At 61.0% G+C, this 24,321-nt stretch carries 30 protein-coding genes; 19 read left to right on the top strand and 11 right to left on the bottom strand.

Annotation, left to right across the window (positions count from 1 at the left end; genetic code table 11):
- Positions 1 to 3 precede the first annotated feature (3 nt).
- The 7 genes from ACFSM5_RS16380 to ACFSM5_RS16350 are packed head-to-tail and all read right to left on the bottom strand — an operon-like array spanning position 4 to position 6,871.
- Positions 4 to 1,443, bottom strand: coding sequence for a sensor histidine kinase (locus ACFSM5_RS16380; protein ID WP_379877572.1), 1,440 nt, complete (start codon positions 1,441 to 1,443; stop codon positions 4 to 6).
- 8 nt (positions 1,444 to 1,451) lie between these two features.
- Complete coding sequence (locus tag ACFSM5_RS16375; protein WP_379877571.1) at positions 1,452 to 1,961, bottom strand: putative pterin-binding protein; 510 nt, start codon at positions 1,959 to 1,961, stop codon at positions 1,452 to 1,454.
- 29 nt (positions 1,962 to 1,990) lie between these two features.
- A complete protein-coding gene (gene radC, locus ACFSM5_RS16370; protein WP_379877570.1) occupies positions 1,991 to 2,698 on the bottom strand; it encodes a RadC family protein in 708 nt (235 codons plus the stop codon).
- Positions 2,688 to 3,473 (bottom strand): type I methionyl aminopeptidase, encoded by a 786-nt coding sequence (gene map / locus ACFSM5_RS16365; protein ID WP_379877568.1) that lies wholly within the window; start codon positions 3,471 to 3,473, stop codon positions 2,688 to 2,690. Before map ends, radC begins: the two co-directional genes overlap by 11 nt.
- A 29-nt stretch (positions 3,474 to 3,502) precedes the next feature.
- A complete protein-coding gene (sfsA, locus tag ACFSM5_RS16360) occupies positions 3,503 to 4,198 on the bottom strand; it encodes a DNA/RNA nuclease SfsA (protein ID WP_379877566.1) in 696 nt (231 codons plus the stop codon).
- A gap of 10 nt (positions 4,199 to 4,208) precedes the next feature.
- Positions 4,209 to 5,354 (bottom strand): pyridoxal phosphate-dependent aminotransferase, encoded by a 1,146-nt coding sequence (locus tag ACFSM5_RS16355; RefSeq protein ID WP_379877565.1) that lies wholly within the window; start codon positions 5,352 to 5,354, stop codon positions 4,209 to 4,211.
- On the bottom strand, positions 5,354 to 6,871 hold the full coding sequence (locus ACFSM5_RS16350) for a gamma-glutamyltransferase (protein ID WP_379877564.1): 1,518 nt from the start codon (positions 6,869 to 6,871) through the stop codon (positions 5,354 to 5,356). The genes ACFSM5_RS16355 and ACFSM5_RS16350 overlap by 1 nt, the downstream gene beginning before the upstream one ends.
- 91 nt (positions 6,872 to 6,962) lie before the next feature.
- Here ACFSM5_RS16350 and ACFSM5_RS16345 point away from each other — a divergent pair, with 91 nt between their 5' ends.
- Positions 6,963 to 8,354, top strand: a complete 1,392-nt coding sequence (locus tag ACFSM5_RS16345) for a M48 family metalloprotease (protein WP_379877563.1) — start codon at positions 6,963 to 6,965, stop codon at positions 8,352 to 8,354.
- Positions 8,354 to 9,118: a DsbA family protein gene (locus ACFSM5_RS16340; protein ID WP_379877562.1), complete on the top strand. Its 765-nt coding sequence runs from the start codon at positions 8,354 to 8,356 to the stop codon at positions 9,116 to 9,118. The genes ACFSM5_RS16345 and ACFSM5_RS16340 overlap by 1 nt, the downstream gene beginning before the upstream one ends.
- Before the next feature lie 59 nt (positions 9,119 to 9,177).
- Here the strand turns inward: ACFSM5_RS16340 and ACFSM5_RS16335 are convergent, their stop codons facing one another.
- On the bottom strand, positions 9,178 to 9,510 hold the full coding sequence (locus ACFSM5_RS16335; protein WP_379877561.1) for a DUF1476 domain-containing protein: 333 nt from the start codon (positions 9,508 to 9,510) through the stop codon (positions 9,178 to 9,180).
- 135 nt (positions 9,511 to 9,645) lie between these two features.
- Here ACFSM5_RS16335 and ACFSM5_RS16330 point away from each other — a divergent pair, with 135 nt between their 5' ends.
- From ACFSM5_RS16330 to ACFSM5_RS16315, 4 genes are all read left to right on the top strand, one after another.
- Positions 9,646 to 10,380 carry an NRDE family protein gene (locus ACFSM5_RS16330; protein WP_379877560.1) on the top strand — a complete coding sequence of 245 codons (735 nt, stop codon included), beginning with the start codon at positions 9,646 to 9,648 and terminating at the stop codon, positions 10,378 to 10,380.
- Positions 10,381 to 10,382: 2 nt separating this feature from the next.
- Positions 10,383 to 10,754 (top strand): hypothetical protein, encoded by a 372-nt coding sequence (locus ACFSM5_RS16325; protein ID WP_379877559.1) that lies wholly within the window; start codon positions 10,383 to 10,385, stop codon positions 10,752 to 10,754.
- 63 nt (positions 10,755 to 10,817) lie between these two features.
- Entirely contained in the window at positions 10,818 to 11,579 is a 762-nt protein-coding gene (locus tag ACFSM5_RS16320; RefSeq protein ID WP_379877558.1) for a hypothetical protein, read from the top strand.
- The gene (locus ACFSM5_RS16315; protein WP_379877557.1) at positions 11,576 to 12,352 is read left to right on the top strand and encodes a hypothetical protein; all 777 of its coding nucleotides are present in this window, start codon (positions 11,576 to 11,578) and stop codon (positions 12,350 to 12,352) included. The genes ACFSM5_RS16320 and ACFSM5_RS16315 overlap by 4 nt, the downstream gene beginning before the upstream one ends.
- A 12-nt stretch (positions 12,353 to 12,364) precedes the next feature.
- Here ACFSM5_RS16315 and ACFSM5_RS16310 read toward each other — a convergent pair whose 3' ends face one another.
- On the bottom strand, positions 12,365 to 13,159 hold the full coding sequence (locus ACFSM5_RS16310; RefSeq protein ID WP_379877556.1) for an FkbM family methyltransferase: 795 nt from the start codon (positions 13,157 to 13,159) through the stop codon (positions 12,365 to 12,367).
- A gap of 63 nt (positions 13,160 to 13,222) precedes the next feature.
- Positions 13,223 to 13,990: an FkbM family methyltransferase gene (locus ACFSM5_RS16305; RefSeq protein ID WP_379877555.1), complete on the bottom strand. Its 768-nt coding sequence runs from the start codon at positions 13,988 to 13,990 to the stop codon at positions 13,223 to 13,225.
- Between the two features lie 347 nt (positions 13,991 to 14,337).
- On the opposite strand from ACFSM5_RS16305, the gene purC reads away from it, so the two are divergent.
- The 13 genes from purC (at position 14,338) to ACFSM5_RS16240 (ending at position 23,360) form a co-directional block, all read left to right on the top strand.
- Entirely contained in the window at positions 14,338 to 15,120 is a 783-nt protein-coding gene (gene purC / locus ACFSM5_RS16300; RefSeq protein ID WP_379877553.1) for a phosphoribosylaminoimidazolesuccinocarboxamide synthase, read from the top strand.
- Between the two features lie 87 nt (positions 15,121 to 15,207).
- Positions 15,208 to 15,447 carry a phosphoribosylformylglycinamidine synthase subunit PurS gene (gene purS / locus ACFSM5_RS16295; protein ID WP_379877551.1) on the top strand — a complete coding sequence of 80 codons (240 nt, stop codon included), beginning with the start codon at positions 15,208 to 15,210 and terminating at the stop codon, positions 15,445 to 15,447.
- 6 nt (positions 15,448 to 15,453) lie between these two features.
- A complete protein-coding gene (gene purQ, locus ACFSM5_RS16290; RefSeq protein ID WP_379877550.1) occupies positions 15,454 to 16,149 on the top strand; it encodes a phosphoribosylformylglycinamidine synthase subunit PurQ in 696 nt (231 codons plus the stop codon).
- 13 nt (positions 16,150 to 16,162) lie between these two features.
- Positions 16,163 to 18,397 carry a phosphoribosylformylglycinamidine synthase subunit PurL gene (purL, locus tag ACFSM5_RS16285; RefSeq protein ID WP_379877549.1) on the top strand — a complete coding sequence of 745 codons (2,235 nt, stop codon included), beginning with the start codon at positions 16,163 to 16,165 and terminating at the stop codon, positions 18,395 to 18,397.
- A gap of 1 nt (position 18,398) precedes the next feature.
- Positions 18,399 to 18,638 (top strand): BolA family protein, encoded by a 240-nt coding sequence (locus ACFSM5_RS16280; protein ID WP_379877548.1) that lies wholly within the window; start codon positions 18,399 to 18,401, stop codon positions 18,636 to 18,638.
- Positions 18,639 to 18,689: 51 nt separating this feature from the next.
- Positions 18,690 to 19,034, top strand: coding sequence for a Grx4 family monothiol glutaredoxin (gene grxD / locus ACFSM5_RS16275; RefSeq protein WP_379877547.1), 345 nt, complete (start codon positions 18,690 to 18,692; stop codon positions 19,032 to 19,034).
- A 121-nt stretch (positions 19,035 to 19,155) separates the two neighbouring features.
- The gene (locus tag ACFSM5_RS16270; protein ID WP_379877546.1) at positions 19,156 to 19,665 is read left to right on the top strand and encodes an antitoxin Xre/MbcA/ParS toxin-binding domain-containing protein; all 510 of its coding nucleotides are present in this window, start codon (positions 19,156 to 19,158) and stop codon (positions 19,663 to 19,665) included.
- On the top strand, positions 19,665 to 20,135 hold the full coding sequence (locus ACFSM5_RS16265) for an RES family NAD+ phosphorylase (protein WP_379877545.1): 471 nt from the start codon (positions 19,665 to 19,667) through the stop codon (positions 20,133 to 20,135). Before ACFSM5_RS16270 ends, ACFSM5_RS16265 begins: the two co-directional genes overlap by 1 nt.
- A gap of 65 nt (positions 20,136 to 20,200) precedes the next feature.
- A complete protein-coding gene (gene rarD / locus ACFSM5_RS16260; protein WP_379877544.1) occupies positions 20,201 to 21,094 on the top strand; it encodes an EamA family transporter RarD in 894 nt (297 codons plus the stop codon).
- A 156-nt stretch (positions 21,095 to 21,250) separates the two neighbouring features.
- The gene (locus tag ACFSM5_RS16255; RefSeq protein ID WP_379877543.1) at positions 21,251 to 21,886 is read left to right on the top strand and encodes a hypothetical protein; all 636 of its coding nucleotides are present in this window, start codon (positions 21,251 to 21,253) and stop codon (positions 21,884 to 21,886) included.
- Between the two features lie 54 nt (positions 21,887 to 21,940).
- Entirely contained in the window at positions 21,941 to 22,543 is a 603-nt protein-coding gene (locus ACFSM5_RS16250) for a hypothetical protein (protein ID WP_379877542.1), read from the top strand.
- On the top strand, positions 22,540 to 23,154 hold the full coding sequence (locus ACFSM5_RS16245; protein WP_379877541.1) for a LysE family translocator: 615 nt from the start codon (positions 22,540 to 22,542) through the stop codon (positions 23,152 to 23,154). The genes ACFSM5_RS16250 and ACFSM5_RS16245 overlap by 4 nt, the downstream gene beginning before the upstream one ends.
- Positions 23,155 to 23,162: 8 nt before the next feature.
- Positions 23,163 to 23,360 carry a helix-turn-helix domain-containing protein gene (locus tag ACFSM5_RS16240; RefSeq protein WP_379877540.1) on the top strand — a complete coding sequence of 66 codons (198 nt, stop codon included), beginning with the start codon at positions 23,163 to 23,165 and terminating at the stop codon, positions 23,358 to 23,360.
- Here ACFSM5_RS16240 and ACFSM5_RS16235 read toward each other — a convergent pair.
- Complete coding sequence (locus tag ACFSM5_RS16235; RefSeq protein WP_379877731.1) at positions 23,357 to 24,259, bottom strand: LysR family transcriptional regulator; 903 nt, start codon at positions 24,257 to 24,259, stop codon at positions 23,357 to 23,359. The two genes, ACFSM5_RS16240 and ACFSM5_RS16235, sit on opposite strands and share 4 nt — an antisense overlap.
- Between the last annotated feature and the right edge of the window lie 62 nt (positions 24,260 to 24,321).

Raw genomic sequence — 24,321 nt, 5'->3', positions numbered from 1 at the left:
CTTCTATTGCAACGCAGCAGCCCGCTCGGCGACCGTGAACAATACCGTTACCGTCGTCCCCTTGCCGGGTTCGCTTTCCAGTTCCACGCGTGCGCCATGGGCCGCCGCCAGCGACTGAACTAGCGCAAGCCCGAGTCCCGCCCCCTGGTTACGGCGCGCGAAAACGTTATCGACCTGATAGAAGGGCTCGAAGACCTTCGCCTGCGCTTCGCTGGGAATACCGATACCGGTGTCGGAGACGCTTAAGGCCACTTCTTCCTGGGACCGTGCAGCGACTTTGATCTCAACTCGCCCACCATGGGGGGTGAATTTGACGGCATTGGTCGCGAGATTGAGCGCGATCTGCCGCAGGGCTCGTTCATCCCCCTGGATCGGCGCCGGGACTACATCCGGCAACAGCAGCACCAGGTCCACATGGGCAGCCGTTGCACGCACACCGACCAGATCGGCGGCGAATTGCGCGACTGAAACCAGATCCACCTCTCCAGCCGCCGGGGCGTAACCACCGGCTTCGATCTTGCCGAGCGTCAGCAGGTCGTCCACCAACGACAGAAGATGCCCAGCGCTATCGTGGATATGCCCGACATATTCCTTATAGCGCGGCTGCTGCAGATCGCCGAACAGACCCTGGTGCATGATCTCGGAAAAACCCAAGATCGCATTCAGCGGCGTGCGTAGCTCGTGGCTCATATTCGCAAGGAAGTTGGACTTTGTACGGCTGGCTTCTTCGGCAGCGACCAGGGCTGCCGCTGTCCGCATCTGGGCCGCAGCCGCTTCGGCCCGGCGGGCTTCGGCCAGCGCCAGCGCACTCTGGGCCTGACGCAACGCCCGTCGCGACAACCGCGCCTCGGCAATGAAAAGCGTCAGGAACACCGCCAGCACCACCAGGGCGGTGATGAAAAAGGCAATGATGCCGTTGGTAAAGATCGTCTCGGCCCGGTTGGAGGCAAGGCCGTTATATTTTGGATCGGTCAGGACCAGCAGAACGGCCCGGTGCAATTGATCGGTCAGAACCTGGAACCGCTTCACCGACGGCTCCAGCGCCGTGAAGTCGGTGCGCAGAACCTTCATCGCGGGCGCCATATCCTCGGTCGCTTTGCGCAGATCGTTCAAGACCTGCGCCACCTCCGGCACCGCCAGAATGCGGGGCGCCTCCAGGGCGCTGAAGGTGACGTCGATCCGGTTCCAGACATTGTCGAAATGCAGTTCAGCCGCCGAGAAGTTTTCGTCCGACGGCGCAATCCGCGCCATTTCCATGGCGTGATTAAACTTCAGCAGCTCGAATTCTGTCTGCATCAAGCGCCAGGCGGGGCGCTGCAAGTTCAGCCAAGCTAGATCGCGATAGTTGTTATAGGCGGACACCGCATACATCACTGACGCGCCCAACGCGAAAACCGCGAGGGCGAGGACGAAGTAACGGATCTTTTCAGCGAAGCGGGTCACGTCAGCTCTTATCGAACATCGAGGCTGCGCAGTTGCCAGATCGCACGATCACGATAGATGACGGCATCGGCAGTCCCTTCGGTGTCAGGATAAATCACCCAAATAGGCCCCTTACCTCGACGTGGCAGCTCCGCGCCATTCATCTCTAACGCCAGCAAGACCTTCATTCTGGCGACATCCACCATCGGGATCGTCACGGCATAGTCGTTCAAAGCGACCGCACGCAAGCTGTCGCCTTCTGCGCCAACCTTCTCAAGCACGCTCGATAGACGAACGCCGCGGAATTTCGGCAGATCCTTGGTCCAGGCAGTCTTGGTTTCGACGTCGGTCAACCCAAGGGCTGCGAGCATCGGCCGATCGAAATCGGCGCGGCCGGGTGCATTGGTGTTTTTGATCTTACCGGTCACAGACAGGATGACCGCTTCAGTCGGTTGCGGCAGTTCGTTTGCACGCGCAGGCATGCAAGATAAGGCGGCGCTGAAAACCAGCGTCGCAAAAGTAGCAGCAATGAAACGCATCTTAGCTCTCGGTTGCCCCCGGATCTACGTTACATCAACCCTAATGCTTTAAAGCTGACTTCGCCATGAAGTCCAATCACCAAATGATCGTGCACTGTAATCCCAACCGCCGAAGTCGCCTTCTGGATTTCACGCGTCAGCGTGATATCGGCCTTACTGGGAGCTGGATCGCCCGACGGATGGTTATGCACAAGGATGACCGATATGGCCCCCAACTCCAGGGCACGCTTGACAATTTCCCGGGGATAGACCGCCGTGTGATCGACGGTTCCGCGCTGATGCATCTCGTCTGCGATCAGGTGGTTACGCCGATCCAGAAACAGCAGGCGGAACTGTTCGATACTCTCATGGGCCATCACGACCCGGCAATAATCGACCAAGGCTGCCCAGGACCCAAGAATGGGGCGGCTCTCGACCTGCTGGCGCGCTAGCCGGCGCGCGGCGGCGTCAACCGACTTCAGCGCTACCGCGACGGCTTCGCCCGCCCCATCGACGTCCATGATCTGGGCTGCGTCGGCGGTAACAACAGCCGCGAAACTGCCGAATTTCGCCAGCAGCTTCTTGGCCAATGGCTTCATGTCCCCGCGCGGCACCGCGCCGAACAGGATCAATTCCAGCAGCTCATAGTCCGGCAATGCCTCACCGCCCCCTGCCAGAAAACGCCCCCGCAGACGGGCGCGATGCCCGTGGTAATGCGGGGAAGCTTCCGCTTCGGGAGTAGGCGTTTCAGGCGGCATAGGGCGGGAAATGCAGCCCTTTGGGCGACGCTGTGAAAATCTCGTAGCCCGTTTCGGTAACCGCGACCGAATGCTCGAACTGCGCGGACAGCGACTTATCTTTCGTCACCGCCGTCCAACCGTCCGCCAGTACCTTCACGTCGTACTTGCCGATATTCACCATCGGCTCGATCGTGAAGAACATGCCCGGCTTCATCACAGGTCCCTTACCGGCCTGCCCGAAATGCAGAACCGACGGGGCATCGTGGAAGACCTTGCCCAGGCCATGGCCACAGAAATCCCGCACGACCGAATAGCGGTTCTTCTCAACGAAGGTTTGGATCGCGTGACCAATATCGCCGAAATGCGCACCGGGCTTTACGACCTCGATGCCGCGCATCAGAGCTTCATAGGTCACCTCGGTCAGCTTGCGGCCCTTGGTGCCGACCTTGCCAACGAAGAACATGCGCGAGGTATCACCGTGCCAGCCGTCCAAGATCACGGTGACGTCGATATTCATCACGTCGCCGTCTTCCAGGCGCTTATCACCCGGAATGCCGTGGCAGACCACATGGTTGATCGAAGTGCAGATCGACTTCGGGAAGCCGCGATATCCCAGCGGTGCAGGGGTCGCTCCGGCCGCGATGATGTAGTCGTGGCACAGCTTGTCGAGCTCGCTGGTGGGAACGCCAACCTTGACGTGGGGGGTGATAAAATCCAGGACCTCTGCCGCCAACCGTCCAGCGCGGCGCATGCCGTCGAAATCCTCGGGCGGGTGCAGTTTAATTGCGGTCATGTCTTCGTCGTCCCACAAATCATCCATCGTCAGCGATCCAGTATCCTCATCGGCCGCATGAGACGAAGCCCTTTTTTGTCGACCTGACAATCATAGGCATAAGCTTCAACCCCGGCATCCTTTGCCGCGCGGAAGGCCCGCAAGTACGCCGGATCGTAGTCGCCCGCAAGCGCGAAATTCCGGCAGAAATCCAGCTGCACGACGTAAAGCATCACGGCGCGCCCGCCCGCCGCGACCATTGCGCTCAATTCCACCAAATGTTTAGCGCCCCTGGCGGTGACGCAGTCTGGAAACTCTGCCATGTCAGGCTCGCGCACCAGATGCACGTTTTTCACCTCGACATAGGCTGGGGGGCGCCCCGACCCTTCCAGCAGAAAATCGATACGGGAATTCACACCGTAAGGCACCTCGCGCCGGATAACGTCGTACCCGGACAACTCCGGGATCGCATCCGCCGCCAGCGCCTCGGCGACCAGTGTATTGGGCCGGTTCGTATTGATGCCGATCAGCCCTTCGGGCCGTTCCACCAGCTCCCAGGACCAGGGCAGCTTGCCCTTGCCCGGCAGCAGATAGACCTTGGAGCCCGGCGCGCACAGACCGATCATCGCACCGGGGTTCGGGCAATGGGCCGTGACCTCCGAACCATCCGGCAGCACGACATCCGCCAGAAAGCGCTTATAGCGACGAACGAGCGTCGCCTCGACCAGATCGGTGTCGAAAATCACCGGGCCAAACTCACCTGGCTTGAGCCCAGATCTTCAACCGCTTGGCTGCTTCAACCATCGTCGCTTCCGAGCCTGCGAAGGAGAAACGCACGAAGGAGCGCCCACGCGACGGATCGAAATCGATCCCCGGCGTGATCGCTACTCCGGTCTTTTCCAGCAATTCCCGGCAAAGGGCCTCGCTGTCGTCACCCAGATGGTCGGTCTTGGCATAGAGGTAGAAGGCGCCATCGGCAGGCGCCATTTCCTTGAACCCGGCGCCCGGCAGCTCGTTCAGCAGGATCTCGCGATTGCGCGCATAGGCCAGACGATTGGCCTCCAGTTCCTCGATACAATCGAACGCCGCCACCGCCGCATGCTGGGCCAAAGTCGGCGCCGAAATCACCATGTTCTGGGCCAGGCATTCGATGGGCCGCACCAGATCCTTGGGCATCACCATCCAGCCCAGCCGCCAGCCGGTCATGGAGAAATACTTGGAGAAGCTGTTGACGATCAGCGCATCGTCGGTGATTTCCAGCGCCGATGTCGCCCGCGCGCCATAGGTCAGGCCGTGATAGATTTCATCCGAGATCAGCCGCACCTTCTTGCGCTGACACCAGAGCGCCAGAGCCCGCATGTGGGCTTCGGACAGAATGGTCCCGGTCGGATTAGCCGGACTTGCGACAATCACACCATCCAGCGGACCTGCCGCTTCCAGCTGTTCGGGCGTCGGCTGATAGCCGGTTTCCGGACCCGCCAGAATCTCCACCACTTCGATATCCAGGGCTTTCAGGATATTGCGATAGGCCGGATAGCCTGGGCTGGCCAGCGCCACACGGGCACCGGCATCGAAAGCGGCCAGGAATCCCAGCAGGAAAGCGCCCGAGGAGCCAACGGTCAGCACGAAACGGTCCGGGTCGACGCTGACGCCATAGGTGGTGCGATAATATTTCGCCAGCGCCTCCCGCAGCGGCAGGATCCCCTGGGCTTCTGTATATCCCAGCTTGTCGGCATTCAGGGCTGCGACTGCCGCCTCACGCACCTTGGCAGGCGCTGGGGTGGAAGGTTGGCCGACTTCCAGATGCAGCACATCGCCCCCGGCCGCCTCGCGCAGACCGGCGGCGCGCATGACTTCCATCACGATGAAGGGGTCGATCCGACCCCGGTCAGCGACCTTCATCACCGCGACCCGGACGCCAAACCAGCCCCGCGCGGATCGGATCGCTGATCGCAGACGGAGGGGTTCGAGGGGATACCGGTCGGACACCAGATAGCGTTCACACGGCCCATATTGGGTACGGGGGTCAACGTATGACCACGTTGCTGCAGTGCCTGCGCGCTATCCTCGCTGTCCGGTTCGATGAAGACATGCTCGCCTTCGACAAACAGACGAGGACGGAACATTGCTTCTTCCAGATCGAAGCGCTCCAGCGCGGCAAAGACCGCCACCTGGATCAAGGCCGCAGGAGCCGGACTGCCGCCGGTGGAGGCCCCGGCAAAGAAAGTTTTACGAGAATTTGTATTCACTGCCAGCATTGGCACCAGCGAGACATTGCCGCTTGGCGACGGCGGAGGAGCCGCGAAGAAGCCGGTCCCCGGCAGCAAACGGCCCGTTCCGAAGAAGCCGCCCGTCGTGACCGCACAGGAAACGGAATTGCCAAAACGATCCGCTGCCACGAAGCTGGCTCCCGGCGGCGCCGTATCCGGCTGAAGCCGCAGACCTGCCTGCGGAGTCGGGCGGGAACGATCAAGCGTTGCAATCAACGTTTGGGCGAAAGCATCTGTCCCGATGGGCAGCGCCTCACCATTGCCACGACGCGCTTGAGCCGCGACGGCCCGCCTGATGGCTTCAGCCATCAGGTGCGGGCGTTGCGGCAGTTCGGCCTTGTCAAACCCCAGCAGCCGCATCTGCGCAAATATATCGGCTGCGATGGCCCCACCCCAGGCAGGAGGTGGGCCAAAAGCTACTACACTATCGCCAAGCGGCTGAAGAATTGCGGGTCGAGGTTCCGGAATTCGGGCACGCAGATCATCCAAAGTGATATCGCCGCCGGCCGCGACGCTGGCAGCGGCGATCTGCCGGGCCAACTGACCCTGATAGAAATCACCCGCCCCCGTGGCACGGATACGTCCCAGAGTCGCTGACAGGTCCGGCTGGCGCAGGTCCGCCCCTTCGGCAGGCGGCCGCCCTTCTGCATCAAGATAGATTGCACGTGCAGCAGGATCGAGATTGGCAGCGATGGCCGGATCGAACAGGGTCAAACCGTAGGCGCGGGAGACACGCACACCGATACGGGCCAGGGCCTCCGACGGCCCCACAACCTGCTCCCAGCGCAGGCGTCCCTCGCGGGCATGCAGCAGCGCCATGCCACGGACCGAAGACGGCACCCCCGAGCGACCGCCCGCCGTAGCGCGCGGCATGAAATCAAAAGCCTCGATGCGGTTGGCCTCGGCATTGTAGGACAGGCACATGCCGCCCCCACCCAGACCTGCAGAAGCCGGCAGCGTCACCGCCATCGTGAAATAAGTTGCCACTGCCGCATCGGCGGCTGTGCCCCCGGCGGACAAGACATCGCGCCCGACGAGGGCAGCGCGCGGTTCGTCTGCCGCAACTGCGCCATAGAATCCGGCAACATATCCGGGCGTACCGAGGGGCTTTTCCGTTTCCGATGCGCAACCGGCAAGCGCTAAGCTCAAACCGGTGGCGAGAAGAGCGGAACGAAGGAGCGACGATTGACGCTGGCGCAGCCGGCGCTTAACTAGGCAGGAAGTCAACGAGGGTTGGTCCTTGATAAAGCGCTATGTTTCATCCGTTCTCATCGTGACGACGGTCAGCCTGTCCCTGGCAGGGCCTGCCAGGGCGCAGGGCGTGTCCCTCATCCGCGACGCGGAGACGGAAACTACCATCCGCGAGATCGCAACGCCACTATTCGCCGCAGCGGGTCTCTCACCGGACGCTGTCAGGCTGACATTGGTGAATGATCGCAGCTTGAATGCCTTCGTTTCTGGAGGGCAACGGGTCTTTATCAATACTGGGCTTCTGATGCGTGTCGACCATGTCGGGCAGCTGATGGGCGTCATTGCCCATGAAACCGGACATATCGCAGGCGGACATCTGACCCGCCTGCCCCAGGAATATGAGCGCGCGGCAATCGTCTCGATGGTTGAAACCGTCCTCGCCATGGGCGCCATGATCGCCGGTGGAGCGATGAGCAACCGCAGCAGCCGCGATCCCGGTTATCGCGATCCCAACGCCGGCCGCGTTTTGGGTGGGGGCCAATCTGCTGCGGCACGCACCTTCTTCGCCTTCACCCGCAGCCAGGAAAGTTCGGCCGACCAGGCGGGCGTCAACTATCTCGAAAGCATCGGTCAGTCCTCACGCGGGCTGATGGAATTCATGGAAGTCCTGTCCGGCCAGGAACTGCAGTCTTCCGCCCGGCAAGACCCCTATATGCGCACCCATCCGCTGACCTCTGAGCGTATCGAGTTCCTACGCAATCAGGTGCGCCGCTCACGCTATAGTGATGTCCCGCCGCCGCCCGATGCGGATGCCAAGTTGAAACGGATACGTGCCAAGCTTATCGGCTATCTAGAGCCGCCATACGTTGTCGCCCAGAAATATCCCGCCACAGACACCAGTACGGATGCGAAATACGCACACGCCTTCGCCGCCTATCGTGCGCTCGATTTCGCGAAAGCCCTGAAGCTCGTCGATGAGCTGCTGGCACTGAACCCTGAAGACGCCTACTACAATGAGCTAAAGGGACAGATGCTGTTCGAGACCGGCAAGGGAACCCAGGCGCTGCCGTACTACGAAAAAGCCGTCAGGCTTACCGGCAATGCGCTGCTGAAGATTGACCTGTCGCAGGCACGCGTGGAAAGCGGTAACCCGGATCAGCTGAAGATTGCCCAACGCGATCTCGAAGAGGCTGCGCGTGTCGAAACCAACAGCCCCAAACTCTGGCGCCTGCTGGCAATCGCCTATGGGCGGGACAATCAGATGGGGATGGCCGCCGTCGCCAGCGCCGAACAGGCCTTACTGGAAGGGCGCAATCGTGACGCCCGCGATCAGGCCAAGCGCGCGATACGCCTTTTGCCGACCGGATCGACAGGCTATATCCGTGCCCAGGACATCGAAGGTCAGTCCATGCGTGAAGTCGAGGAGGAGAAGAACAGGTAATGGGCAAGCGGTTCGCAGGGCTGGTGACAGCCACTCTATTTTTTGCCATGCCCTTCACAGCCTCGGCAGCAGAACCCCTGAGCCCGGAACAGAAGGAAGCGGTCAAGGCCTTGATCCGCGAGACGCTGATCTCTAATCCCGAGCTTCTCGAAGAAGCCATGGGCATCCTGGTCAAGAAGCGCGAAGAGCAGGAGATGGCGGAGCGCAAGGCCGAGCTGGATCGCATGGGCGCCGCCGCCGCGACCCATCGCGCCGCCCTGGAGCGTGACGCCAAGGATCCGACCTTCGGCCCGAGCGATGCAGACGTCACCATCGTCGAGTTTTTCGATTATCGCTGCCCCTACTGCAAACAGGTGGCCGACCGCGTGCTGAACGTCGCCAAAGCCGACAAGAAGGTTCGCGTCGTCTTCAAGGAATATCCGATCCTAGGGCCGCAGTCTGTGGTGGCTGCGCGCGCCGCGATCGCAGCCCAGGCCCTGGGTAAATATGTCGAATTCCATCAGGCACTGATGGCCTGGAAGGGCCAAATGGATGTCGACAGCATTCTGAAGGTTGCCACCTCTGTCGGCCTGAATGCCGACAAGATGAAGACCGAAATGGCTAAGCCCGAGGTCGAGGACCGGCTACGCACCGTCATGAGCCTAGGCCGCAGCATCGGAATTTCGGGCACGCCGGCTTTCCTGATCGGCAAGCAGTTGGTTCCCGGTGCGGTCGACGAGGATTATCTAAAGCAGTTGATCGCCGACGCCCGCGCAGCAAAGTGAACTAAACAAAAAAAGGGCCGGGAAATTCCCGGCCCTTTCCGCATGGCATCAAGCCCTACTTATTTTTCTGCGGCGATCAAGGCAGCAGCCTCGGCCCGCTTGGTAGCCAGTTCTGCCACCAGCTTTTCGGCCGTCGTCTGAATGCCCTTGGCGCGCAGATCGTCCATCACCTTTTCGATGACGTCATCATCGCCCGGACGGTCGAAGTCGGCCTCAACAACGGTCTTGGCGTACATATCCGCCTCGGGACCGCTGAGGTCGAGCTGCTCGGCAGCCCAGAGGCCAAAAAGCTTGTTGCCCTTCGCATGGGCGCGGAAAGCCTGCTCTTCGTCCAACTTGTACTTGGCTTCGAAGCCCTTTTCCCTATCGTTGAACGGATTGCTTGCGGACATTACGGTATCTCCAATCGGTAGGGTATTTATCGGCGGTGCGGTGGCGCATAGTGCCGCTTGCGGTGATTAGAGCATAAGCCGTCATCATGCCGCACCGGGAAAATTCCTCGCGTTCAAAGGTTTCAGGTTCAGTCCATGTGTACTCTTGTCATTCTGCGTCGCTCCGAACATCCCTGGCCAATCCTGCTGGCGGGCAACCGGAACGAGATGCAGGCCCGCACCTGGGACCCGCCCGCCCGCCATTGGGACAACCGCGAGGACATCATCGCCGGGCGCGATCATCTGACGGACGGCTCCTGGCTCGGCCTCAACGATACCGGCGTTGCGGCCGTGCTGCTCAACCGCGAAGGCACGCTTGGCCCCTTGGACGGCAAACGCAGCCGGGGCGAACTGGTTCTTGAAGCCCTCGACCATCCTGATGCGGTCGCGGCCGTTCAGGCGTTGCTCGATCTCGATGCCCGCGCCTACCGGCCTTTCAACATGGTGATCGCGGATAATCGCGATGCCTATTGGCTGCGCAACGACGGTCGCAAAACCAAGGCCTTTGCCTTGCCCGAAGGCGTGACAATGATCACGGCGCGAGAAGCGAACGACCCCGGTGATCCGCGCATCGCTCTGTATCTGCCCCGCTTCAAGGAAGTCGCCCCGCCCGATCCTGAGAAGGGCGACTGGCAGAGCTGGACCCGCCTGCTGGCCGAGCGCAACGACGAGGATCCGAGTCTCGCCCTCACCTTCACGACCCCCAGCGGCTATGCGACACTGTCGAGCGCCCTGCTCGCCCTGCCCGCCATCGGGTCCGACAAGCCGCCAGTCTTACTGCACGCCAACGGCGCGCCGGATCGGGCCGACTATCAGTCGGTGCTGGAGTAGCCTTGCGCGTCCTGCTGCTCGCCCTGCTCCTGCCCCTGACGGCCACAGCCCAGACAACGGATGCCGAATGCCGGATCGACGGCATGCAGCACGCCTATGATCTCTGGCGTGAAGATCCGGCCGAAGCAGCGTCGATCAAGGCGAGCGGTGGCCGGGTGGTACGGGAGAAAAGCATCCTGAAAGTGACGTTCGACGATGGGCGCCATGTGACTTTCTTTGACCTGATCCCAACCACGGGCGAGGACGTCACCTGCGGGCATATCGAGGCGGAGATCCACCGGCTGGAAGGGATCGACAGTGGGCGGGTGAGGCTGAGCCGCAACGGTGTTCGACTATCCGTTGATTTGACCTCCGGGATCGCTTCGCCCGACTAGACAATAGACAGCATCGCGGTTGTAAGACGAGATGGCTCCTCGCCTTTCCGAAAGCCATTCGCGATGCTGCGCCTGCTGCCGATCCTAAGCTTTACTACTTTATTAGCTCTACCGACCTTCGCCCAGGCCCCGGATGACACCTCGCTGGCCAGTTGCCACGCCGACGGACTGGAAGCGGCCTATCGCTCCTGGAAAGACGATCCCGAAGAGACGGCTTTAATCAGAGCCAATCCAGGCAAAGTCGCCCGCGCCCGATCAATCTTGAGCCTGCGGCCGACATCGAATTTCAAGCTGACCTTCGTCGATAATTATCCAGAGAAACTGCCCTGCGATTCGACACCGGAAATCGCGAGCTATCCCGAAAGCTATAAATTTGCCGGCCTGTTTGGCGATGTCGCAGTAGTTTCCTTCCAGGGATATGAATATCCGGCTTATTTCCTGGTGGATATGATCACCGGCGCGCGCCACAGGGTGGATGGCGAAGGCCTGTTGACATCGGAGGATCGGCGTTACCTGCTGATCGATCAATCGGCTTATATCGATGCACCCGCGCCGCTGCATATCATAGATACAAAAGGCGGTCTGCGTATCGCCTCTCTGCCAGGGTATGGCATGGCCAATATGGCCTGGGATAGTCCGGGCAAGCTCAAGCTTTCTGTCACCCATCCGTATCGCAAGGACCCGCTCGGAGCCATCGCGAGCTTAGATGATATCGGTATAAGACTGACGTTTCCGTCTGAGAACCGCTTCGTGACAGCAACGTTCATGCCCATACCTACGGTCGAAGACCTGCCGTTTGGCCCACCATCAGAAGAGCCGAAATGAAGCATTTTCTGGCCGGGTTTTTGTTTCTCGCAAGCAGTCAGGCGTTTGCCGAAGGGCAATATGAGCTGGCAAAGCCGCTACCCGATTGCTATGGCCGCAGCTTGCGGCACACCAGCGAAACCTGGGTTGATGATGCGGAAGAAATCATGCGGATCCGGGCCTCCGGCGATGCCGTAACCCGTTGGCGCAACATCCTTCGGATCGCGCTGCCCACCGGACGGCTGGCAGCGACCTTCGTCGATCTTAAATCTGCGCCCGATCATTGCGCGGATAACGACAAAGAGAGCTACAGTTTCGAAGGTATCTTCGGGCGCTATGCCTTTGTTTCCGTCGATGGCTATGAGGACGAAACCTACAGCTGGATCGTCGACACCGACACCGGCCGTAAATTACTGATCGAGGGCGCCCACCCTCATGCCTCGCTCACAGGGCAATATCTCCTGATGACCGAAACGGCAGGTTATGGCGATGATGTTCCAGTCGCGATCCTGGACGTGTCCGACCAACTACGGATCGCCAGGCTCCCAGCCTATGACGCCGAAGACGATGGCAAAGGTCACAGCGCCATGGCGGCGAGCTTTGTGTGGCAGGATGCCACGACCGCGCGCTTCGATCTGATGACCCTGACCGGCCTCGGCACAACCATGCACCCCGACCCACAGAGCCGACGCACGGCGATCCTGGCCATCTCCCCAGCCGGGATTGAGGTGCGGGTAGAAAAGAGCGGCGAGATGCTGAGTGCGCCTTTCAAGGCGCTGCCGCTGGATAGATAGGCTTGCCCTGCCCTACCCCCTGACCACTTCGACCATCTCCTGTTGCAGGATCAGCCAGTTCGAATAGCGGTAGGTTTCCAGCGACGGATCGTAGCGTTCGACCACCCGGCAGCCATCCGGCATCAGCTTGGCGACGACATAATCGGTCCCCGCCAGCAGGTCGAACAGATCGCGCAGCTGGCGGCGCGGGGCGATCCAGGTGCCGCCATATTCGACCTGCGCCGCCATCACCCGGCCTTGGCGGAACAGATCGATCCCGCCTTCCAACACATCCATCTCGCTCCCCTCCACATCGATCTTCAGAAGATCGATGTGGCCAACGCCGTGTCGGTCGCAATAATCGGTCAGACTCATGACGTCGACCGTATCGGCGCGGGTATTCTCGAAGCTGAACCAGGGACGCTCGAAACTGGAGGCGAGCTGGGGATAATTCTCGGCACTATGAAAGACCTCTTTCCCGCTCACCTTGCCCAGGGCGAAGCAGTTGATGATCGCCTTTCCACCAACTTTGTAGGTCAGGGTCTGCTGAGCCTTTGCCATGGGCTCGAAGGAGTGCAGTTCCAGGTCCGGTTTGATCGCCAGCACCTTTTCCGACCATTCGCCGACACAGGCCCCGACATCGAACACCGTGCGGCAAAACGGCAAGATGGCATCGAGAAACCGATGCTCGCCATTGGTCTCGGGCTCGAAGTCGTTATCGTTATCGATCCGGCAGAGATAGGCGTCGCAGGCTTCTTTAAGGCCGTCTGAAAAAGCCGCCTTCCGCAACGCGCGGATCAGATCGGCATCGGAAATCATGTCGGACATAAACGGCCCCAGGCTCAGGAACAGGTGCCGAGCCTACTATAAAGTACACACTCGCCGCGACCTCTAGAGCGCACCCGCGTCGGCCAATTCACGTTGCAGCAGCAGCCAGTTCGAATAACAGAAGTTCTCAAGGCTGGCATTATAGTCCGGAATCACCCGATACCCAGACGGCATCAGCTTGGCGAGCACATAGTCTGTCCCGGCCATCAAGTAGAACACGTCGCGAAGCTGGCGCCGGGAGTCGAGCCATGTTCCGCCATACTCGAACTGGGCAGCCATGATGCGGCCCTGGCGAAACAGGTCGATCCCACCCTCCAGGACATCGACCTCCGCCCCCTCCACATCGATCTTCAGCAGATCGATGTGGTCAACTCCATGCTGACGGCAATAATGGCTCAGCGAGACCACCGGCAGAATATCCTGGCGCAGATCCGCGGAAGCAAAGCTGGGCCGCTTGAAGCGCGACGATATCTCGAAATCGGCGGCTGAACTGAAAAATGCAGCCTCGCCATTCTCCCTCCCCAAGGCAAAGGCATTGATAATGGCCCGACCCCCGACTTTCCCGAACAGGGCCATCTGCGCCGCCGGGATAGGCTCGAAACAATGGAGAACGGCGGCCGGGTTGATCTCCAGTGCCTTGTCAGCCCAATTGCCGGCGCAGGCGCCCACGTCGAACACAGTGCGGCAGAACGGCAGAATATCCGTCAGGAACCGATATTCCCCATTCGTCTCGCTACAGGGATCATTGTCATTTTCGATACGCTGCACGTAGTGTCGGCAAGCGCGCAGCAGTTCCGGAGAACCGTCGGCATCATCGACAAGATCAGCCAAAGCATTTCCAGAAATATTGCCCAGTATTTTCATAAAACCCAATCAATAAGCCCCGCGCTTATGCTTTATTGATTAGAATTAACCCTTCAATTTTCAACAAAATACTTTTCCCGCAAGAGTGCGGCGACACCTCCTGGCCCCGATATTCGACCAGCGGCCACGAGCCCTGACCGAGCGGTCAGGCTTTGCACAGGCTCCATGTCGGGATCGCTGATTGTGCAGCGCGGGGCAGCTTGCTATAGAGTGCCCACGTTCGAGCGAAACACCTTGGCAAAGGGTGTGAAAAGTCCAGGCCGTCGGAGGGTCGACCAGTCCGGCGGCGTCTGGCCATTGGAAGAGAAGCCGTCATGGCGCGACGCAGGCGTATTTACGAAGGCAAGGCGAAGGTAATGTTCGAAGGGCCGGAACCCGGCACCTTGGTCCAGTACTTCAAGGACGATGCCACCGCCTTCAACAATCAGAAGAAGGGCGTCATCAACGGCAAGGGCGTGCTGAACAACCGGATTTCCGAGTTCATCATGCTGCGCCTGGCCGAGATCGGCATCCCGACGCATTTCATCCGCGCTCTCAACATGCGCGAACAGCTGGTGCGCGAAGTCGAGATCATCCCAATCGAAGTTGTGGTGCGCAATGTCGCGGCCGGGTCGCTCTCGAAGCGCCTCGGGATCGCGGAAGGCACCGCCCTGCCCCGTTCGATCATCGAATATTATTATAAGAACGATGAACTGGGCGACCCGATGGTCTCCGAAGAGCATATCACCGCTTTCGGCTGGGCCACGACCCAGGACCTCGACGACATGGTCGGCCTGACCGTCCGCGTGAACGACTATCTCTCGGGCCTGTTCCTGGGCGTCGGTCTGAAGCTGATCGATTTCAAGCTGGAATTCGGCCGCCTGTTCGATGAGAACGGCGACATGCGCATCGTTCTGGCCGATGAAATCAGCCCGGACAATTGCCGCCTGTGGGATTCCAAGACCGGCGACAAGCTGGACAAGGACCGTTTCCGCCAGGATCTCGGCAATGTGCGCGAGGCCTATCAGGAAGTGGCCCGCCGCCTTGGCGTTCTGCCCGCCGAGGTGGAATCCGAGGATACCGAAGGCGACCCCAAGAACCCACGGGTCGTGAACTAGCACCAACACCTCCGGCCCCTCCCCCAAAAGGCGGGGCCGGTTCATTACTGCAGCAACGCAACGCTTTAGCAGGACCGGAAGATCGTCATGAAGGCTCGCATCCACGTCACCCTGAAACCCGGCGTTCTCGACCCCCAGGGCAAGGCCATCCAGAACGCGCTGGGCGGCATGGGCTTTGATGGCGTCGAGGAAGTCCGCCAGGGCAAGTACATCGAGGTCGACCTGACCGAGACCGACAAGGCCAAGGCCGAAGCCGCCGTCAAGACGATGTGCGAGAAGCTGCTCGCGAATACGGTCGTCGAAAACTACAAGATCGAACTGGTCTAAAGCGCCATGAAGGTCGGCATCGTCGTCTTTCCGGGCATCAACCGCGAGCGTGACGCCGCGGCCGCCTTCCGCACAATCGCCGGCACCGAACCGGTGATGATCTGGCATCGCGAGACTGAGCTGCCGTCCGGCCTCGACCTCATCTTCGTTCCCGGCGGCTTCTCCTACGGCGATTATCTGCGCCCCGGCGCCATGGCCGCTCATTCGCCGATCATGCGTGAGATCAAGACCGCTGCCGACCAGGGCCGCCATGTGGTCGGCGTCTGCAACGGCTTCCAGATCATCTGCGAAGCGGGCCTGCTGCCCGGCGCGCTGATGCGTAACGCCTCGCTGAAGTTCGTCTGCCGCGATGTCCTGCTGGCGGTCGAAACCAGCAACAGCCCCTTCACCCGCAGCTATAATGCCGGTGACGTGCTGCAGGTGCCGGTCGCCCATCACGACGGCAATTATTTCGCAGATCAGAAGACGCTCGACACGCTGGAAGGCGAAGACCGTATCGCCTTCCGCTATTGCGATCCCGAAGGCTATGCCGAGGAAGGCTGGAACCCGAACGGCGCCCAGCGCAACATTGCGGGCATCCTGTCGGAAAACCGCCGCGTGCTCGGTATGATGCCGCACCCGGAAAATGCCATCGATCCGCTGCTGGGATCGACCGATGGCGCGGGGCTCTTCACGAGCATCGCGACCGCCCTGGTTTCGTAAAGGACTTCGCATCGTGATCGTCGATACCCGCCCCGCCACCGCTGCGGACGCCGCCGAATTCGGTCTGAAGCCCGACGAATGGCAACGCGTGCTTTCCGGCCTCGGCCGCACGCCGACCCTCGTCGAACTCGGCATCTATTCGGTCATGTGGAGCGAGCATTGCTCCTATAAATCCTCGCGCCTGCATCTGAAGAAGCTCCCCACCAGCGCCCCTTGGGTCATTCAGGGTCCGGGCGAAAATGCCGGTGTCATCGACATCGGTGACGGCGATGCCGCCGTCTTCAAGATCGAAAGCCACAATCACCCCTCCTACATCGAGCCGTATCAGGGCGCCGCGACCGGCGTCGGCGGCATCATGCGCGACGTCTTCACCATGGGCGCGCGCCCCATCGCCAACCTCAATGCCCTGCGTTTCGGCGATCCCGAGCATGAGAAGACCCGCCACCTGATCGCGGGCGTCGTCGCCGGTATCGGCGGCTATGGCAACCCGATGGGCGTGCCGACCGTGGGTGGCGAAACGAACTTCCACCCGTCCTACAATGGCAACATCCTGGTCAATGCGATGACCGTGGGTATCGCCAAGACCGACAAGATCTTCTATGCCGCCGCAGCTGGCCTCGGCAATTCGGTGATCTATGTCGGCGCCAAGACAGGCCGCGACGGGATCCATGGCGCCACCATGGCGTCTGCTGAATTCACCGAGGATGCGGAAGCCAAGCGCCCGACCGTGCAGGTCGGCGATCCCTTCACCGAAAAGCTGCTGCTGGAAGCCTGCCTGGAACTGATGGCGACCGACGCCATTGTCGCGATCCAGGACATGGGCGCCGCCGGTCTCACCTCCTCCACCGTCGAAATGGCGGGCAAGGGCGGCCTGGGTATCGAGCTGGACCTCGATCTGGTTCCGGTGCGTGAAACCGGCATGACCGGGTACGAGATCATGCTGTCCGAAAGCCAGGAACGCATGTTGATGATCCTGAAGCCGGGTTCGGAAGACGCGGCCAAGAAGATCTTCGACAAGTGGGAACTGGATTTCGCCCGCATCGGCGTGCTGACCGACACCGGCCATATCGTCCTGAAGAAAAACGGCGAGACCATCTGCGATCTCAATCTCGATCCGCTGATGAACGAAGCCCCGCTTTACGACCGTCCGCACACCCCGACCCCGGCGCGCGACGTTGTGGATGTCGAGGATGTGGAAGCGCCGGAAAGCCTGACCGACGCTGTCGCCTATCTGCTGTCCACCCCGGATCTCGCCTCCAAGCGCTGGATCTGGGAGCAGTACGACCATCTGGTCGGCGGTCAGACCGTGCAACGTCCGGGTGGCGATGCCGCCGTCGTGCGTCTGGAAGGTCAGGTCAAGGGTCTGTCGATGACCACCGACTGCTCGCCGCGCTACTGCTTTGCCTCGCCGGTCGAAGGCGGCAAGCAGGCGGTCGCCGAAAGCTGGCGCAACCTGATCGCCGTTGGCTCGCGTCCGCTGGCCTGCACCAACAACCTCAACTTCGGCAATCCCGAGCGCCCGGAAATCATGGGCCAGATCGTCGGCTGCATCGAAGGCATGGCGGAAGCCTGCACCGCCCTCGATTATCCGATCATCTCGGGTAACGTCTCGCTCTATAACGAGACCAACGGCCAGGGCATCCTGCCGACCCCGGTCATCGGCGGCGTCGGCGTCCTGAAGGATGTCGCGACCTCCGTCAGCCTCGACTTCAAGGCGGAAGGCGAGACCATCATCGTCATCGGCGACACCACCGGCTGGCTGGGCTCGTCCATGTACCTGCGCGAAGTCTGCGGCGCCGAAGACGGCGCACCGCCGCCGGTCGACCTGAAGGTCGAGCGTCGCAACGGCGAATTCGTGCTGGAGCAGATCGGTCGTGAGCTGATCACTGCCTGCCATGACGTCGGTGACGGCGGCCTGCTGGTCGCAGTTGCGGAGATGGCCCTGGCGGGCGAGATCGGCGCCGTCCTGGCCTTCCCGGATGATATTCCGGCGCATGCCTTCGCCTTTGGCGAAGACCAGGGCCGCTATATCGTCACCACCGCCCATCCCGATGCCATCCTGACCGCCGCCGACAAGGCTGGCGTTCCGGCCCTGGTGATCGGTGAAGTCGCGGGTGAGGACTTGACGATCGGCGAGGACGACACCATTCCCCTGGACGAGCTGGTCGCAATCAACGAAAGCTGGTTGCCGGACTATATGGCGGGTCTGATTGACGGCGCCGACGTCGAGGAAGAAGGGAACGAATAAGATGGCGATGGAAGCCGCCGTTATCGAGCAGTTGATCCGCGAGGCGCTGCCCGACGCGCAGGTCACGATCCACGATCTGCGCGGGGATGGCGATCACTATGCCGCCCAGGTCATCTCGACCGCCTTCAAGGGCAAAAGCCGGGTGCAGCAGCATCAGATGGTCTATGCCGCGTTGCGTGGTAAGATGGGGGGCGAGCTTCACGCGCTGGCCCTCTCCACCTCTGCCCCCGCTGAAGTTTGATTTTTCGGTTCTCCCGCCCTATGTGTGGGAAAGCTGTCAGGAGATAAAGCTATGAGCGATACCGCCGTCTTCGAGCGTATCAAGCAGGAAATCAACGAGAACGACGTCGTTCTCTATATGAAGGGCACCCCGGTGTTCCCGATGTGCGGCTTCTCGGCCGCCGTCGTGCAGGTGCTGAACCACGTGGGCGTGAAGTTCAAGGGCGTCGACGTCCTGGCCGATCCCTCGATCCGTCAGGGGATCAAGGACTTCGCGAGCTGGCCGACCATTCCCCAGCTCTATGTGAAGGGCGAGTTCATCGGCGGCTGCGACATCATCCGTGAGATGTATGAAAGCGGCGAACTGACCGAGATGTTCACCACCAAGGGCGTCGCGACGGAAGCGGCTGCTTCGTAAGCGCTCTGGCACCCGTTACGAAAAAGGCGGTCCCGATGGGCCGCCTTTTTTGTGCCGGATTGACAGGCCCCAGGATCGACATCACATTTGAAATGGTATGGCATTTCAAATGGAGGCCATGATGTCTTTGGCGGCAAAACGGAAAGACGTTGCCTCTCTTGCCCGCAGCTTCACGGGCTGGATCGATCGGTCGCGCGAGAAGCAGGCGGATGCGCCTGCGCTTTTTGTGGCAAGTGAAGGGGAAATCCCGACCCTGGCCCCAGCCTCGGCTGCGACCATCGTCCGCGATGGCCTGAGCGCGGGTCATGTGGCCGAACTGCTGGAGGTTCTGGGCATCGAGCGCAAGGACCAACTCAGCCGGATGCTGAATACCAACGGGACCAGCCTCTGGCGCTGGGAGAAGCAGGGCAAACCCCTTCCCTCCGCCTCGGTCGAGCAACTACTACGCACCATGCAGTTGCAACTGATCGCCGCCGATGTTTTCGGGGCAATCGAGACGGGTCGGGAATGGCTGCGCCGCCCTCATCCGCTGCTCGACGGTCTACCGCCCGCCGATTATGCCGACAATGAATTCGGTGCAGAAGCGGTGCGCGGCATGCTCGTCAGCCTCAAATATGGTGGCGTCGCCTGATGGGCATCTCCGTTTGGCGCATCTGCTATAACGGAGACCTTCGGCTTCAGGCGCTTCCCTATGGCTCGACACTGGCGCCAGGCCGCTGGCATCTGCCGCCGCCCTTCGGCTATAGCGTCGTCTATGCTGGATCCAGCCGCGCGCTCACCCAGCTTGAAAAGCGCGTCCACGCCAACGGCTTCCAACCGGCCAATCAGGCTCTGATCCGCCTGGATCTGCCGGAGGGCGCACGCATCAACGCCGCCGACGATCTGGGCCTGGAGCGGTCACGCTGGCGGCGGGATGCAGGCTATACCCAGCATTTCGGGACAGAGTGGCTGCGCAAAGGCACTGCATTGGGCCTTTGGGTGCCGTCGATTATCGAACCGCGCGAGATGAATCTTCTGATCAATCCTGCCCATTCGGAATATGGCGCCATCCAGATCGCCATCGAAGACCCAGACTTCCAGTTCGACCCCAGATTGTTCTGAGCGCTTCCCAAGGGCGTGAGATCGGCCTAAGACAGTTTCCGAACCGAGCCGTAGGAAAATCCCCCATGCCATCCACCCCCGAAACTTCGCGCGGATATCTATTCGCGGCCATTGCGTTCGGCAGCTGGGGGTTCGCGCCGCTTTATTTCCGCATGATGGGACATTTTCCGGCGGGCGAGATGCTGGCACACCGCATCCTCTGGTCCGGTGTCGCGCTGATCGTGCTGGTGCTGGCGTTCCAGCGGATCGAGGCTTTCAAGGCTATCTTCAACGACCGCAAGCTCGTGCTGCGCATGTTGTTTTCGGGTGTGCTTATCGCTTGCAACTGGGGGCTTTATCTCTGGGCAGTGGTCAATGGCCATGTGCTCGAATCGAGCCTCGGCTATTATATCAACCCGCTGTTCAACGTCGCGTTGGGCGCGCTTATTTTGAAGGAGCGTCTAAGCGGGCGGCGCAAGATCGCTATCGGGGTCGCCGGGGTCGGCGTCATCGCGATGCTGGCGGGCGGCGGCAATTACCTCTGGATCTCTCTGCTGCTCGCCTCCAGCTTCTCGGTCTATGGGTTGGTGCGCAAGATGACGCCGGTCGACCCGCTGACCGGCCTCTTGTTCGAGACGATGCTCTCAGCGCCTTTCGCCTTTGCCTATCTGGCCTACGTGTCGGCGCAAACCGGGCAAGTGTCAGGAACCGCAGATAGCTTCGTGATGGTCCTGCTGCTGGGAACATCGCTCGTGACCACCATCCCGTTGCTGGCCTTCAATGCGGCGGCCAAGCGCCTGGATTATGCAACCCTCGGCATATGCCAATACCTCTCCCCCAGCTTGCAATTTCTGCTGGCGGTGACCGTCTTCGGCGAGGCTTTCACCTATGGTCACGCTCTGGCTTTTGGCTGCATCTGGATCGGGCTTGCTCTCTACACGTCCGATATCATCCGTCAGGCACGCACGCAAAAGCTGTAAGACTCCATTTGCCTAACCGCTTCGGCTTTTGTTAGGCTGCCAACGGTATCGATATTTAGATATGCATGCGGATTGCGGCGACCGCCATGAACGGCAAAGCGCCCGGACCGTTTCTTTCAATCGCGGGAAGAATCCCTGCTGGCGAAGGTGTTCATTATGGTCTCGATCACGGCATTTTCCTACAAGTCGTCCCTGTCGCTTTTTTCAGCGACCACCGCCAAGACGGCGCAATTCAGGGATCCCCTGAAGATGACTGGCTCGCTGGAGGAACTGGCGGCGGTAAAGGTCCGAAACGATAAGGTTCAGGCAGCCTATAAGCTACGCAATGACGGCCTGAAGGCGCTGGCCCAGGCCCGTGAAGATGTCCAGAACTACGAAGACACCTACGAAGGCGTCATGCGGACAGGGAAACTGTCCGAATCCCAAAGCTTCTGGTCGCGTGTCGATGGCACCGCCCGCAGCATCGGCGAAGGGGCCGACAAATGGCTCCAGGGCACCAAACAGCTGATCGAACTGGGCGAGATCTCGCCCTATACACCGGAGCTGGCGCGCGAGACGAAGTTCGTCTGGGAATTGGCGGGTAGCCTGCTGGGCCGTATCGGCGCCCTGGCCGACAAGGGCCTTGGCGATAGCCGCACCTTGAATGGCGTGATCAAGAATATCAGCGATATCAAGGATCTGACCAAGAAACTGATTGGCGAGCTAGACGGCAAATTCCGCTCCTTCATCTCACTCTATCTCAATCGCAGCCCCCAGGACATCCTGGCGGGCCGGGTCGATTTCTGGGTTTAGGGGGCGGCTTCGGCCCCTCTAGCCTGCGAGGGCAGCGATCTGTACACTGATCGCTTGCCCTACCCTCTTTCGCCCGAGCTTCTGGAGCAGAATGCCATGATGCCGCTGGTGACACTGCCCGCCGATGTAACCTATCCCCGCATTACGCTGGAGGGAGAGGCCGCCACCGTCAGCGCTTCGCCGCTCGATCAGGTAAAGGCCGAGCTACAGATCAAGGAAATCAAGCGCCGCGCTGCGCAGGACCGGCGGATGCTAGCCGATACCGCCTTGAACGGGGCCCAGGATCGGCTTGCCGGATTGCGCAAGGCTGCCCAAACCGCCTTGATCCTGGGGGATGACAAGGCCATCCGGCGTCTGGCGCGGGACGGCATGCGTGTTGCCCGCCAGATCGAACGGGTCAGCGGTGACTGGATCCAGGGCAGCCGGGAACTCTACCGGGTCGATAACACCTCCGACCCCGCGATGCGCTGGCGAGAAATTCAGCGTAAATCCGATCAGGTGCAGGGCATGATGGGCACTGTCGACCTGCTGGTCGATATGGCGGATCGCAAAACCGCCGATGAGGAAGGGCCAGCGATGACGCGTGAGCAGATCCAGCGTAAGAAGGATCTCTATAATGATTTCCGCGCTCTCAATCGGTTCGACGTTACGGCATGACTTTCGATCTGTGGCTGGGGTATCTGGCCGTTGCTAGTCTGGCGATCATCTCGCCGGGTCCAGCCATCATCCTCGCCTTGAATTATGGCGTCCGTTTCGGCGGGCGCGCCGTTCTGGCCTCCTCGCTTGGCAATATAACCGGCCTTGGGATACTGGCCGCAGCTGCTGCTGGCGGTATGGGCGCGTTGCTGGCCCAGGGTGGCTGGGTCGCCGAAGCTCTGCATTGGCTGGGCGGTGGTTATCTCGTCTTCCTGGGGGTTAAGCTCTGGCGCTCCAAGCCGCCCGAAGCGCAGGAGCCCATGGGCATGATGCCGTCAGCCGGGCGGCGTTATCTCGTGGCGCTGGGCACTGCCCTGACCAACCCCAAGGCGATGGCTTTCTTCGCCGCGATCTTCCCCCTGTTCGTCCGCACTGAAGCCGACCTCGCCCCGCAATTTGCGATTCTGGCTGGGACCTTCATGGGCTTGTCACTGACCTGCCTGATGGTCTGCGGCTATAGTGCGGGCCACCTGCGGCGTTGGCTGCTCGATCCCAAAGTCGGGCGGGCGGTCAATCGGACCTCTGGCACCGTGATGATCGTCTTCGGCGCGGCCCTGGCCCTGCGCCGGTAGGAAGCCCGATGAAGATCCTTGACTGGCTGACGCCCCTTAAGCCCGACCGCGCCGAACTACTGGAATTTGGCCATGCCTTTGGCCTGACCACCGATGAAGCCCGCGCGCGCTACCTTGCCGAGGCAGAAGCCAAGGGCGACCCGGTGGATGTCGCCGACGCTCAAGGCATCGTTGCCTGGTCGGAAGTACTGCATCGGCGGGATTAGTCGGCCACGTCGCAGTCGGCAAACAGCTCCACCAGGAAATCGACGAAGACCCGCACCCGCGGCACATTCTGACGGCCCGGTGGCAGCACCACCTGCAACGGCGACCCGGCAGGGGCAAAGTCCTTCAACACCTCCACCAGACGCCCGGCCGCTATATCCTCCTCGACGATATAGCGGTTGACCTGGATGATGCCGAGGCCATGCAGTGCGGCAATCCCCAGCCCTTCGGCCCGGTCGATGGTGATCGCCCCCACCGGCTCCCAATCCATCTCGCGCCCTTCCTGCCGGAAGCACCAGGAGCGCACCCGCCCGACGTGATCGACGAAACGGCCAAGGCATTGATGGTCTGCCAGATCTTCGACCGTCTGAGGAATCCCATACTCCGCGAAATAATCTGGCGAGGCGCAGGTCGCATAAGGCGGGCGTCCGAGGCGGCGGATCACGAGGCTGCTGTCCGCCATCTCCCCCACCCTGACCGCGATATCGACCCCTTCGGCGATCAGATCCACAGGTCGGTCGTTGGTGGAAATATCGAGATGAATAGCCGGGTAGCGTTTCAGGAAAACCGGCAAAGCGCGGATGATCTTTCGCTGACTTAAAGCTGTCGGCAGGCTGATGCGCAAGCGACCCGCAGGCGCCGTTCCGGCAGACAGCACCTCGTCCCGCGCTTCATTCAGATCCGCAAGAATGGGGCGGCAGCGGTCACGAAACGCCATCCCCTCACGTGTCAGCCCCACCTGCCGGGTGGAGCGCGCGAGCAGGCGGACGCCAAGGCCGCTTTCAAGCCGGGCAACCCCCTTGCTGACGGCGGATGGGGTGACGCCAAGGCGGCGCGCCGCTTCACTGAAGCTGCCCACTTCCGCTACGGCTACGAACATGGAAAGATCCTGTAACTCCATAAGAGACAGATTATATCCAAACAGGAAAAAGACAAATGCCAATCGGCGTCTTTTTCATCCAG

Source organism: Lacibacterium aquatile (genome assembly GCF_042683105.1).
Classification (GTDB): Bacteria; Pseudomonadota; Alphaproteobacteria; order Elsterales; family Elsteraceae; genus Lacibacterium; species Lacibacterium aquatile.
The sequence above is the reverse complement of the archived record's forward strand: the minus strand, read 5'-3'. Positions and strand labels throughout refer to the sequence as shown.